This window comes from Aequorivita flava (genome assembly GCF_038742595.1).
In the GTDB taxonomy this organism is placed as follows: Bacteria; Bacteroidota; Bacteroidia; order Flavobacteriales; family Flavobacteriaceae; genus Aequorivita; species Aequorivita marisscotiae.
The window spans coordinates 243,053-256,001 of record NZ_JBANCF010000001.1 but is presented as its reverse complement, the minus strand read 5'-3'; the positions used below and the strand labels follow the sequence as shown (position 1 = coordinate 256,001).

General features: G+C 37.7%; 15 protein-coding genes and 1 pseudogene. 10 read left to right on the top strand and 6 right to left on the bottom strand.

Annotated elements, in window-relative coordinates; all coding sequences use genetic code 11:
- Positions 1-70: 70 nt before the first annotated feature.
- The 10 genes and pseudogenes from VZD24_RS01280 to VZD24_RS01235 all read left to right on the top strand — a co-directional run bounded on the left by VZD24_RS01280 (position 71) and on the right by VZD24_RS01235 (position 8,762).
- On the top strand, positions 71-1,000 hold the full coding sequence (locus VZD24_RS01280) for a DUF5996 family protein (protein ID WP_279447631.1): 930 nt from the start codon (positions 71-73) through the stop codon (positions 998-1,000).
- Positions 1,001-1,043: 43 nt separating this feature from the next.
- Positions 1,044-1,328, top strand: coding sequence for a GNAT family N-acetyltransferase (locus VZD24_RS01275; RefSeq protein ID WP_342686559.1), 285 nt, complete (start codon positions 1,044-1,046; stop codon positions 1,326-1,328).
- Between the two features lie 32 nt (positions 1,329-1,360).
- Positions 1,361-2,074, top strand: a complete 714-nt coding sequence (locus VZD24_RS01270; protein ID WP_342686560.1) for a pirin family protein — start codon at positions 1,361-1,363, stop codon at positions 2,072-2,074.
- A gap of 28 nt (positions 2,075-2,102) precedes the next feature.
- On the top strand, positions 2,103-2,225 hold the full coding sequence (locus VZD24_RS01265) for a hypothetical protein (protein WP_279447628.1): 123 nt from the start codon (positions 2,103-2,105) through the stop codon (positions 2,223-2,225).
- A gap of 136 nt (positions 2,226-2,361) precedes the next feature.
- Positions 2,362-2,891, top strand: a pseudogene (locus VZD24_RS01260) (pirin family protein); the annotation flags it as partial.
- 214 nt (positions 2,892-3,105) lie between these two features.
- Positions 3,106-4,470 carry an oxygen-independent coproporphyrinogen III oxidase gene (gene hemN / locus VZD24_RS01255; protein WP_342686561.1) on the top strand — a complete coding sequence of 455 codons (1,365 nt, stop codon included), beginning with the start codon at positions 3,106-3,108 and terminating at the stop codon, positions 4,468-4,470.
- A 108-nt stretch (positions 4,471-4,578) separates the two neighbouring features.
- Positions 4,579-5,862, top strand: coding sequence for an alginate export family protein (locus tag VZD24_RS01250; RefSeq protein WP_342686562.1), 1,284 nt, complete (start codon positions 4,579-4,581; stop codon positions 5,860-5,862).
- A gap of 28 nt (positions 5,863-5,890) precedes the next feature.
- Positions 5,891-7,357, top strand: coding sequence for a copper-containing nitrite reductase (nirK, locus tag VZD24_RS01245; protein WP_279447625.1), 1,467 nt, complete (start codon positions 5,891-5,893; stop codon positions 7,355-7,357).
- A 14-nt stretch (positions 7,358-7,371) separates the two neighbouring features.
- Positions 7,372-8,136, top strand: a complete 765-nt coding sequence (locus VZD24_RS01240) for a formylglycine-generating enzyme family protein (protein ID WP_342686563.1) — start codon at positions 7,372-7,374, stop codon at positions 8,134-8,136.
- A gap of 8 nt (positions 8,137-8,144) precedes the next feature.
- On the top strand, positions 8,145-8,762 hold the full coding sequence (locus tag VZD24_RS01235; RefSeq protein WP_342686564.1) for an SCO family protein: 618 nt from the start codon (positions 8,145-8,147) through the stop codon (positions 8,760-8,762).
- Positions 8,763-8,851: 89 nt separating this feature from the next.
- On the opposite strand, the gene VZD24_RS01230 is transcribed toward VZD24_RS01235, so the two are convergent.
- The 6 genes from VZD24_RS01230 to VZD24_RS01205 all read right to left on the bottom strand — a co-directional run bounded on the left by VZD24_RS01230 (position 8,852) and on the right by VZD24_RS01205 (position 12,947).
- Positions 8,852-9,037, bottom strand: a complete 186-nt coding sequence (locus VZD24_RS01230) for a hypothetical protein (RefSeq protein ID WP_342686565.1) — start codon at positions 9,035-9,037, stop codon at positions 8,852-8,854.
- A gap of 11 nt (positions 9,038-9,048) precedes the next feature.
- Positions 9,049-9,216 (bottom strand): hypothetical protein, encoded by a 168-nt coding sequence (locus VZD24_RS01225; protein ID WP_279447621.1) that lies wholly within the window; start codon positions 9,214-9,216, stop codon positions 9,049-9,051.
- A gap of 30 nt (positions 9,217-9,246) precedes the next feature.
- Complete coding sequence (locus VZD24_RS01220) at positions 9,247-9,969, bottom strand: sulfite exporter TauE/SafE family protein (protein WP_342686566.1); 723 nt, start codon at positions 9,967-9,969, stop codon at positions 9,247-9,249.
- Between the two features lie 48 nt (positions 9,970-10,017).
- Positions 10,018-10,464 (bottom strand): FixH family protein, encoded by a 447-nt coding sequence (locus VZD24_RS01215; RefSeq protein ID WP_279447619.1) that lies wholly within the window; start codon positions 10,462-10,464, stop codon positions 10,018-10,020.
- Between the two features lie 99 nt (positions 10,465-10,563).
- On the bottom strand, positions 10,564-11,985 hold the full coding sequence (gene ccoG / locus VZD24_RS01210) for a cytochrome c oxidase accessory protein CcoG (RefSeq protein ID WP_279447618.1): 1,422 nt from the start codon (positions 11,983-11,985) through the stop codon (positions 10,564-10,566).
- Positions 11,986-12,068: 83 nt separating this feature from the next.
- Positions 12,069-12,947 (bottom strand): cbb3-type cytochrome c oxidase N-terminal domain-containing protein, encoded by an 879-nt coding sequence (locus VZD24_RS01205; RefSeq protein ID WP_279447617.1) that lies wholly within the window; start codon positions 12,945-12,947, stop codon positions 12,069-12,071.
- Between the last annotated feature and the right edge of the window lie 2 nt (positions 12,948-12,949).

Genomic DNA, 12,949 nt, shown 5'->3' with positions numbered 1-12,949 from the left:
CTTAATAACACAAAACAATTAAACCAAAGCCAACTATTTTAAACGAGTTTCAATCCAAAACCAAAACAGTATGCAAAATCAAATTCAATTGCCAAGCCTTCATTATAAAGGAAATGTAGAAAAGAAAACGACCCTGCATATTTTTTTACAGATTATGGGAAAGGTGCGTTTAAAGATGACGCCCCGAAAAAACCACTGGTGGTACATTACGGAATACATTGGAACCACTGGGTTTACCACTGGACCCATTCCCTATAAATCAGGCACTGAACAGTTTGATATTACAATAAATGTTAAGAAACACCAACTGGAAGCTAACACCAGCGAAGGTCATTCGGAACATTTCCCACTTCAAAATTCGCTTACCGTTGCTGCTTTTTATCAAAATCTTATGACATTGCTCCAAAAGGTGAATGTTCCCGTATCTATCGTTGATGTTCCGTTTGATTTGGATATTGACAAATCTTTTGATGAAATCACCGAATACCATCACTATGACGAAGATTACACCCACAAACTATGGAAAACTATGTTGTGGATCAGCAATGTTTTTAAAGAATTCAGCGGACGCTTTTACGGAAAAACCTGTCCGGTCCATCTTTATTGGCACTCTTTAGATTTGGTGGTAACGCGATTCTCCGGAAACGAAGCCCCGCCAATGCCCACTGATGCGAGAATTTCCGATAAAGATGCATACTCGCACGAATGTATAAGTTTTGGTTTTTGGGCAGGCGATGAAAATGTACCCGAACCGGCATTCTATTCCTATACATTCCCTGCACCGGATGGTTTGGAAAAAGAAACCATAAATCCGGCATCGGCACAATGGATTGACAACAATGGCAGCCCCATGGCGCTTCTTAAATACAAGGATTTATTGAACACTGAAAATCCAAGAAAAGAATTACTCAGGTTTTTGGAATCCACATACCGCGCGGGTGCCAAAAAAGCCAACTGGGATATTGAAAAATTCAAGGTTCCAGATCTCAAGGAAATGTAATGTCAAATATAAAATTTTCATTAATTCAAAAACACAGATAATTATGACAAAAATAGAACGGGAAGACAACGGAAAGAAAGGACGCTTTATAGTTTATGAAAACGATGCTTTTGCTGGTGAAATGACTTTCACCTGGGCGGGAAAGAATAAATTCATTATCGACCATACAGGCGTAGAGGAAGCGTTTGGCGGAAAAGGCCTTGCCAAGCAACTGGTTATGGCAGGCGTAGATTACGCGCGGACGAACGATTTAAAGATCATTCCACTGTGCCCATATGCAAAGAAAACTTTCGACAGAGATGATAGTCTTTCAGACGTTTTGGCATAACGTGTATTTCTAAAGCAATAAAAAAGAAAATTATGAAAACCATTTATCATAAAGCAGACAGCAGAGGCCACGCCAATCACGGTTGGTTAAATTCCTATCACACCTTTAGTTTTGCGAATTATTACAATCCGGAACGTATGAACTTCGGCGTATTACGCGTTCTGAATGACGATACGGTTTCAGGAAATATGGGGTTTGGCACCCATCCGCATAAAGACATGGAAATTGTTTCCATACCCTTGGAAGGCGATCTGAAGCACAAAGACAATATGGGCAACGAAACCATCATAAAGGCTGGCGACATCCAAGTTATGAGCGCCGGCACCGGAGTGATGCACTCCGAATACAATAACGACCCAGATATGCCCGTAAAGTTTCTGCAGATTTGGATAATTCCAAATAAAATGAACGTTACGCCACGCTACGGACAAATAAATGCCGCAGCCAATGCCAAACCGAATGACTTTCAACAGATCGTTTCACCCAATAAGGATGATGATGGAGTTTGGATACATCAAGATGCGTGGTTTCATTTGGCAAAATTTGAAAACGGTATATCAAAGGAATATTCCCTGAAAAAGGAAGGAAACGGCGTATATGTTTTTATTCTTGAGGGAAAGGCAAAAATTGGCGAGCAAATTTTGGAAAGAAGGGACGGTCTCGGTATTAGCAATACCAATTCATTCAAAATTGAAACGCTTGAAAATTCCGAAATACTTATAATGGAAGTTCCGCTACGAATTTGAAGTTGGTAGGAGAGTAAACTTTTTTGTTTTGAATGAATCTTCGGTTTACGAAGCCATTAGAAAAAGAGTAGCCGTATTGGCATCTGTGCGCGACGGCGAATTCCTTTTCTGCAGAAAGGAGATGGCGTATGATGTGCCTTTGGATCTCTAATTATTTTTTGGTTCAATGACTAAAAAAGACAAGCTACAAATTCAAAATTTTACCTAAACCATGAACAAACATATCCTTGCTGCAAAAACCAAAAGTGCATTCCCGTGGCTGCTTATGATTTTAATGTCGTCCGTTACTGCATATCTGGGTGGCATTGCCTAAACACCTCGAGGAAATGGAACCGCAGTTTACACATGTTGAAGAAAAAGAAATACCAAATTAGACAGATGGCGATCTGCAATTTAAACTCGTAGCCGGCTAAGCCTTCGGAAGAAAATCGTCGGTGCCCGTTTTCAGCAAACTGTTTATGATTGAAATAAAAAGCAAATCGAAACAGACATTAAACATCGGTGAGGAGCTTTATGGCGAATCGGGCCTTTATATTCTGGAAGGCGCTATTGAAAGTGAAGGAAATGTTTATGAACCAAAACAATTATTGTGGCGAAAGATAGCACACTTTGCGAATTTACCATTCAGGAAAACAACACCATTTATATTTTTGGCGGTGAACCTTTTCCCGAGGAACGATTTATAGATTGGAACTTCGTTTCCTCGAGCAAAGAACGCATTGAAGAGGCGAAAGAGAAATGGAAAACCCAATCCTTTCCCAAAATTGAGGGCGACGAAACCGATTTTATTCCATATCCATCATTCCGTAAAAAATAGGGATTTACTATAAATTAAAATTTCAGAATACCTCAATTCCAGCATTCTTATTTAATTTCAAAAATAATTCTAAAAGAGACTTGCTATCATAATAAGCCCCGTTAATCCAATGATTTTCGGGAATTTTTATTGAACTCGACAATCTTTTAAACTGATATTTGTCATTTTATATTAAATGCTTCAAAAGTACTTTTGACCCCAGAATTGACAAAAGATGCAAAACAGTTTAGTTTCAAAATATAATGTCGCGGGCCCAAGATACACCAGCTATCCAACGGTTCCCTATTGGAATAACGAAGGTTTTTCCCTGAATGAATGGAAAAAAGGGGTAATCCGGAGTTTTTCGGAGAGCAATTCCAAAGAAGGCATTAGTCTCTATATACACCTACCATTCTGCGAAAGCCTTTGTACATTTTGCGGTTGCAACAAACGTATTACCAAAAATCACAATGTAGAAACACCCTATTTGGAATCTGTCTTAAACGAATGGCAACTATATTTAAAACTATTTACCGAACGTCCAATTATAAAAGAATTACATCTCGGCGGGGGTACTCCAACCTTCTTTTCCGCAGATAATTTAAAGCTGCTTTTAAAAGGAATATTTAGAGATGCTACCATTGCAGAAAACCCTTCATTTAGTTTTGAAGGGCACCCCAACAACACAAAAGACGACCATCTACAAACATTGTATGACTGTGGCTTTACCCGGGTAAGTTACGGGGTGCAGGACTACAACCCCACCGTTCAAGTAGCCATTCATAGGCTTCAGCCATTTGTAAATGTGAAAAACGTAACCAATACTGCACGCGAAATTGGCTATACTTCGGTAGGGCACGATCTTATTTTTGGGCTTCCCTTTCAGAAAATTGAACACGTTATTTATTCCATTGAAAAAACCAAGGAATTAATGCCAGACCGTATTGCTTTCTATAGCTACGCACACGTTCCGTGGATAAAAGGCAACGGACAAAGAGGCTTTAAAGAAGCCGATTTGCCCAGTGCCGCAGAAAAACGCGAAATGTACGAAACTGGCAAAAAAATGCTGGAAGAAGCAGGTTATGTAGAAATTGGTATGGATCATTTCGCCCTAAAATCCGATAGCTTATATAGAGCTGTGGAAGAAAAAAAGTTACACCGAAACTTTATGGGCTACACAGATAGCAAAACGCAATTTATGCTCGGACTTGGCGTATCGGCTATTGGCGATAGTTGGTACAGTTTTGGCCAAAATGTAAAAAATGTTGAAGAATATCAAGATTTAGTGGCACAAAATATTATTCCCGTGTATCGCGGACATATTTTAAATGAAGAAGATTTGTTGATCCGCAAGCATATCTTGAATATGATGTGCAAATTAGAAACGTCATGGGAAGAAACCTCGCTTCAATTTAAAGAATTGCCCGAAGTTCTCTCCAAACTAAAGGAAATGGAAGATGATGGCTTAATAGTAATCGGTGCCAAAAAACTTCAAATTACCGAAAAAGGACGACCCTACGTACGTAATGTCTGTATGGCATTCGATGTGCTTCTGCAACGCAATCAACCTGAAACGCAATTGTTTTCAATGACGGTTTAGATCATTTATTTCTAAAAAAAAATTCCTATAAAATAGATTGTTAAATGACAATAGTCATATTTAGAAACATTCAAATATTCGAATTTTGTACTAGAATTTATTATAACAATGAAAGTTTTAAAATCCCTGCTTCCGCTAATTCTATTTTGTACAGTATCCTCCGTTTATTCACAATTTACGATAGATGCAGAGCTAAGACCACGTTTTGAATACAGACACGGATACAAAACACTTTTTCCCGATAATACGGATCCAGCGGCCTTTGTATCGCAGCGAACAAGATTAAACTTTGATTTTAAATCGGAAAAACTTCATTTGTTTTTAAGTCCACAGGATGTGCGGGTTTGGGGCGATGTTCCCCAATTAAACGTTGCCGATGAAAATGGATTTTCACTTCACCAAGCCTGGGGCGAATTTGTCTTGGTTTCAGATCTATCATTAAAAATTGGCCGCCAAGAAATTGTTTACGACGATCAACGATTTTTAGGAAACGTAGGGTGGGCGCAACAAGGCCGAAGCCACGATGCCGCAGTATTTAAATACGAACCAACTGCAGTTAAACTGCACGTTGGCGCTGCTTACAATCAAGATGCCGAAGCATTAACGGGTAACATTCTCACCAAAAACACTTATAAAAGTTTGCAGTATGCATGGTTTCATAAAGATTGGAAAAACCTAAATGCCAGTTTCCTATTTTTAAACAACGGACTACAATTTATAGACGAAATTGAACCGGCCAAGAACGAAACCAGATACAGCCAAACGGCAGGATTACATTTAAAAACAGCTATAGCCAATTTCAACTTTAACTCTAATCTGTATTATCAATTTGGGAAAGATGTTTTGAATAATTCGCTTGAAGCTTATTTAATATCTTTGGAAGCTTTATATTCGGCCAACGAAAACCTAAATGTTGGTTTAGGAGGCGAATTACTTAGCGGTAACGATTACGGAAGTCCGGCAAATGGAAAAAATAAGGCGTTTAACCCACTCTATGGTACAAATCATAAATTTAATGGGTATATGGATTATTTTTATGTGGGCAACCACTTAAATACTGTTGGTTTGGTAGATTTATACGGAAATGTAAAGTATAACTTAAGTACAAAATCGAAGCTCCAAATTGCATTCCATCAATTTTTCAGTGCAGCCGATTTGAAGAATAATGATTCAAAAAATTTGGGTTTTGAAATAGATTTAGTAACTTCATTTAAATTGAGTGAATTTACAAATATTCAGGCAGGATATTCACAATTTTTTACATCAAATGGAATTGAAATGGTAAAAAATAATTACGATAACAACACAAACAACTGGGCATGGGTAATGGTTACAATTAACCCTAATCTATTCACCTGGCAAAAAAATAATACAGAAACAACCAATAAATAAATCAAGCATAATTTTAAAATTCCAATCTATGAAATCAAACATTAAAAAATTCTTCTTTACTAAAATGCTCGTTGGCATAGCTGCTATAGCAATGCTCTCGAGCTGTGTAAACGATCAGTCTAGTAAAAAATACAAGGATGCGGTAGATATTCCTGTAAATCAGGAAATGATTGCAGAACTAACCTCTCCTCCATTCGTGCCAACTCCGGTTGGAAAGCGTATGGCGAAAAAGCTTATTGTCGATTTAGAAATACAGGAACGCGAAGGCGAAATGACCAGCGGTGTTAAATACATATACTGGACTTTTGGGGGAACGGTTCCGGGAAGTTTTATCAGAACCCGTGTTGGTGACGAAATTGAATTTCACCTTAAAAACCACCCAGATAACAAGCTTCCACATAACATTGACCTTCACGCAGTAAACGGTCCAGGAGGTGGAGCAGAATCATCTTTTGTAGCTCCAGGGCACGAAAAAGTATTCTCCTTTAAAGTGCTTAATCCAGGATTATATGTTTACCACTGTGCAACAGCCCCTGTGGGAATGCACATTGCAAACGGGATGTACGGGCTAATTTTAGTTGAACCTGAAGGCGGACTAGAACCTGTTGATAAAGAATATTACATCATGCAAGGCGATTTCTATACGGAAGGTAAATACGGTGAACGTGGCCTGCAAGCTTTCGATATGCAGAAGGCAATTGATGAAAACGCAGATTACGTTGTATTTAACGGCCACGTAGGTGCTATGACTGGTGATAATGCTATTACTGCTAATGTAGGCGAAACAGTGCGACTGTTTGTGGGTAATGGAGGGCCTAATCTGGTGTCTTCTTTCCACGTAATTGGTGAGATTTTTGACAAAGTATATGTTGAAGGTGGTGATTTGGTAAACGACAATGTACAAACTACCCTAATTCCAGCTGGAGGTGCAGCCATAGTAGAGTTTAAGGTAGAAGTACCTGGAACATTTATTTTAGTAGATCATTCTATTTTTAGAGCTTTTAACAAGGGTGCCCTTGGTATGCTAAAAGTAGGAGGTGAAGAAAACGAAAAAGTGTTTGCCGGCGAAATACACGATGGAATCTACCTGCCTGAAGGAAGTGTAATTCAATCTATGCCAAGCCTTGACAGAAATAAGGAGAAAGAAGAAGTGAAAGCCTTGAGTTTTGAAGAAAAAATGAAGTTCGGAAAAGACAAATACATGGCCACTTGTGTTGCATGTCACCAAGGAAATGGACAAGGTATTCCCAATGCGTTCCCTCCTTTGGCAAACTCAGATTACTTAAATGCTGATGTTGACCGCGCCATTGATATTGTACTTCACGGTTTATCCGGTGAAATTACTGTAAACGGCAAAAAATACAACAGTGTAATGACCGCACAAGCCCTTAGTGACCAAGACGTGGCTAATGTTCTAACCTATGTGTATAATAGTTGGGGCAATAATAAAACTGACGTAACTCCAGAGATGGTTGAAGCCGTTAGAAACAAATAAAATAATTGATTAAAATGAAATATTATAGCACCGCCCTCTTCTTACTACTTTCATTATTTTGTAAGCTATCAGCTCAGAATGATAAAATGGCTATGGTAGAAGGCGGTGTTTATTTACCACTTTACGGTGCCGAAGGTAAAACTGTAAAAGTAGAGCCGTTTTTAATGGATGTACATCCTGTTACCAATGCCGATTATTTAAAATTTGTACAGGAAAATCCAAAATGGAAAAAGAGTAACGTAAAAAGTTTATTTGCAGACAAAAGCTATTTATCTAAGTGGACAGACGATACAACTTTTACCGGGCTCAAAGATGCTCCTGTAAACAATGTTTCTTGGTTTGCAGCAAAAAATTACTGCGAGTGTCAAGGCAAACGTTTACCTACAATGGATGAATGGGAATATGCCGCAATGGCCAATGAAAATGTACCGGATGCTCTTAAAATAAAGGCTTATAACCAATATATTTTAAACTGGTACGAAACTCCAAAAACCTTTAACCAACCCGTTGGTTCTACTTTTAAAAATTATTATGGCATTTATGACCTTCACGGTTTGGTATGGGAATGGACACAAGATTTCAACACGGTTCTTATCTCTGGCGAATCTAGAAAAGATGTAGATAAAGATGCTAACCTCTTCTGTGGAAGCGCAGCTATTGGTGCTTCAGATTTAATGAATTATGCAGCTTTTATGCGTTACGCATTTCGCGGTAGTATGAAAGCCCGCTACAGTTCCCAAAATTTAGGTTTTCGCTGTGCAAAGGATATTGAAAATTAAATATTGAAATGATAAACAAACTCAAATATATTTTTATTGCAGCCTCATTGGTTGCAATTTCGTGTAATAATACTGCAAAAGACGCCGAAGCAACTGCTGAAAATGCCACTGAGCAAGCAACAGATAATGCTATCTCCGATATGTCTATCTATAATCTTCCGTCTAACTGGACTACCCAGGATGGCAACGAAATTGAACTAAAAGAGTTAAAAGGAAAAGTATTGGCAATGGTTATGATTTATACCTCCTGCCAAGCTGCTTGCCCCAGATTGGTTGCCGATATGCGAAACATTGAAAAACAAATTCCAGAAGATAAAATTGATGATGTCCAGTTCGTTTTTGTAAGTATCGATCCAAAAACCGATACACCCGAACGACTAACAGAATTTGCCATAGAAAACAAAATGGAAGACGATAAATGGCTATTTCTGCGTGGTACCGAAGACGATACTCGGGAATTTGCTGCAGTATTGGCCGTAAACTACAAAAAAATATCGCCAATGGATTTCTCCCATTCAAACATCATTAGTGTTTTTAATCAAGCGGGCGAACTGGCACACCAACAAGAAGGATTGGGCGTAGATAATAAAGAAACAGTTCAAGCTATTATTGATTTAGCTAAATAGCTGTAGGTTAAAATATAATAACGATCCGGAAAAAAGCGCTTTACACGCTTCCCTCCTTTTTACTTTTTCAATTTAAAATAGCGCCAAAACTATTTGTTATTTCCCGGTTCATCGTTCTTCTTTTTCTTATTGTGAACCATGTTTTTTCGTTTTTTACTATTCTTCACATATAGAATTAACGCAATAATTATAACAAAACATATAACTATTGAAAGGATAGTTGTTACAACGCCCGACGTAAAATCTACTAATGGAATGGAGTTAAAGTTACGCATAACACAAAAGTTTAAATTTTATCATTTTTAGAGGGGGTTACTTCGTCTTTATCTTTCTTTTTCCCGCTAAACACAAAGCTAAGCACAAGGGCAGAAAGACCTACACATAATACGGCAAAGAAAATAATAATAGCGGTACCCATTCCCCAATTGGCAAGTGGCAAGATTAAATGTGTCATATTATAATTTTTAATTGGTTAATAATTATTTCATTTATTTTCTAAGATCATGGGTTCGCAATCGTAATTTGCGTCCACGGTCTCGGTCATCGGTTTTGGTGAAATATACGGGATGCCCAACCCCAAACCTCTAACTATAAACAGGCAACCTATTATTACTACAAAAACAGGAATTGCACGGCGTACGCGTTGCCGAACTTGCGCATTTAAAAAATTTCCAAGATATATTGCGGTTGTCATTAACGGTATTGTTCCGATCCCGAATATAGCCATATATAAACCTCCGCTTAAGGCATCGCCAGTAGCAATTGCACCAAATACAGCCATATAAACCAGCCCACACGGGAGAAAACCATTTAAAAGCCCAATGGTTAAAAATGTATCCGGCGTTTTCTTTTTTAGTTCCTTCCCTAAAGCGGACTTCACTTTTGAAATAATTTTAAAAACGGGTTTAGAAAAGTTGTATCTATTAAAAGTTTTCTGCGGAATAAAAATTACCAACAACATTAAAATTCCAATAAATATTGAAAGCTGCTGCTGAAATCCAAATAAATTTAAACTTTTACCAACCAATCCAAAGGCAAGTCCGATAATACTATAGGCCAAAATTCGACCAAAATGGTACAGAAATGTTTGTCCAATTTTTTTTACATTATTATTTCTATCAACAGGTAATAAAAATGCAATTGGCCCACACATTCCCACACAATGGAAACTACCTAATAATCCAAATATAAGTGCGGTGTACAACATTCAAATTCCAAATTTATATTTCTGTGCTTGTTACGGCTCAAAGCCGTATTAATATACAATTTTCCTTTTATACAAATATGCTTCCCCTTCGTAGCTCCATTTTACAATCGTATTCCACCGTCCGGCAAGAAGGCGTTTATCTGGAATTAATAATTTTTCGCTCGTTAATTCCAACGGAAGTTGAAAATCCAAATTTTTATTAGACGGCCTGTATAAAAATACAGTGCCCTTTATTTTTGTGTAATCTATATTCTTCGGAAATGTAAGCATCCATCCTTCGGCAATTTTTTCGCCTGTAATAGATCCTTCCAAGGAATTGGCATTCTCTTCTGCATCAAATTCTTGTTGGAAAATCATTTCCTTTTGGTAGTATTCTTCGGTTACCAAATCGTAATCGTATTTATCTTCCGTACTTATTCTTATAACAAAATACAGAATAAACACTATAAAAAGTGCCAACCAAATTGCCAATCCCGTACCCCAATTCATCTTCATTACTTACCTTTTTTAATTATTTTTCACTCTTCAATTCGCAATAAATTACCCGAGCTTTTAATTTATAATATTTCAGCATTAATAGGCAGAAGTAACGTTTTACTTAAAACTTCGTGGGCCTAAAAATGTAACGCTGGTGGTTTCAATTAAATTCTCCCCGCTGTAAACTTCTATTACTGCACGGTTTTTATCGCCGCTTAAAGCCGAATTATTTATTTCAATAAATAGGGTTCCTTGTGCCAAATCTTGCGCTGGCACCACAATTGCACCGTGTTTTACAGTTTGAATTGTACCCTTAGGCGATTTCAATTTAAAGTGAATATCCTCAATATCCTTAGTGGTTTTATTCAACAATTTATAGGTGAAAACATTGCTGATAATATTGCCGTCTTTGTGCTCGTACAACTGTCCGGGAAGACGCAAAATGTTTGCTTCAACATCACTTCTTAAAAATAAAAGTCCGGATAAAACACCAATTAAAATAACTAATACCGCCGTATAACCCTTTAGACGTGGCGTAAATTTAAATGGTGCCTTTTTTTCAATATTCTCTTCGCTCGCATATCGGATTAATCCCTTTGGCAAGTTTACCGCTTCCATAATACTGTCGCACTCATCAATACAAGCGGTACAGTTTATACATTCCAATTGTGTTCCATTGCGAATATCAATTCCCGTTGGGCAAACATTTACACACTGAAAACAATCTATACAATCTCCTTTTCCCGAAGCTTCCCGGTCTTCATTCTTTTTAAATTTGGCACGCCCCACTTCTTTTTCGCCTCGTTTATGGTCATAAGCCACCACAATAGATTTAGTGTCTAACAAAACCCCTTGTAACCTACCGTACGGACAAGCAATTATACATACTTGCTCGCGAAACCAGGCAAAGACAAAATAGAATACTCCTGTAAAAATCAATAGTGAAATAAGCGTACTTACATGCTCTAACGGCCCTTCAAAAACATATTGAATTAACCGGTCGCTCCCGATAAAATAAGCGAGAAAAATATTTGCGATGGCAAACGAAATAACAAAGAAAATAAACCATTTTAATACGCGTTTCCTGATTTTCTCGGCATTCCACGGCGCTTTATCTAAACGTATTTGTGCACCTCTATCGCCATCAATCCAATATTCAATTCTTCGGAAAACCATTTCCATAAAAATTGTTTGGGGGCAGATCCATCCACAAAAAATTCGGCCAAAAGCCGCTGTAAAGAAAATAATAAAGACCACCCCAATGATCATCATTATTACGAACAGATAAAAATCTTGCGGCCAAAAAGGAAAACCAAAAATATTAAAACGTCGCTCCAAGACATTAAACAGCAAAAACTGATTGCCGTTTATTTTTACAAATGGCGCAATAAAGAGAAATGCAAGTAAAATATAACTTACATATTTTCTGTATTGATACAATTTACCTGAAGGTTTCTTGGGGTACACCCAAGCCCTTTTGCCTTCTTCGGTCATTGTGCCAATACTATCTCTGAAACGTTCGTTTTCTGGGGTATCCACTATTAATTGTCTTTAGAGATTTATTTTGTAACGCAAATTATTAAACCAATTTTTTCCGTTACATTTTAAATGTTTGATACAAATTATTCTCCGGTCCACAAATCGCCTTCAGGCTCTTTGCCATCTGCGGGATTGGTTCCGTGTAAGGAGATAACATAACTGGCTACTTGTGCCATTTCGTTTGGTTTTAATTCAGATTTCCAAGGAATCATACCTTTTCCGGCGCGTCCTCCCTCACTAATGGTATGGAAAACATTTTTAATGCCCCCGCCCAAAATCCAGTAATCGTCTGTAAGGTTTGGGCCAATACCGCCGCCGCCACTGTCTTTATGGCAAGCTACACAATTATCTGTATATATTGTTTTACCTGCAGCAAGATCTGAAGCTTCTGTTAGCAATTCAACGGTTTCTGCATCTACTAAGTCTTTATTGTTTTTCTTAAACTCGGCAATGGCAATTTCTGCTTGTGCAACTTCTGCCTCGTATTCATCAATCTGGGTGGGTCCATCAAACATTTGGTAGTAAACAAAATAGCCTATTGCAAAAACAATAGTTGCATAAAAAAGATAGGTCCACCACGGTGGCAAATTGTTGTCCAACTCGCGAATACCATCGTAATTATGATCTAATACAATTTCTTGCTCTTTTGCTATTGGTTTAGAATCTAGCATTTCGTGATACTTTCTTTTAAACCAGGCAAAGCGTTTTTGTTCGCGTGAATTTTCGGCAGCTACAAACCGTGTTTTTGCCTCTGGAGAAAGTCCAGAAAACAAAACGCGTTCTAGGGCTGCTGCTATTACTTCAAAAGCAATCGCGATAAAAAGAACTGCTACTAAAACCGCCCAAATAATTGGGTATTTTACAATTGCCAAATCTTTTCCGGAATCGACTAAAAATTCCATTAGAAAAAAAGCGAGAATCATAAACCCGATGACTCTTAAATATGAAGCTGTGGTTTTCATTT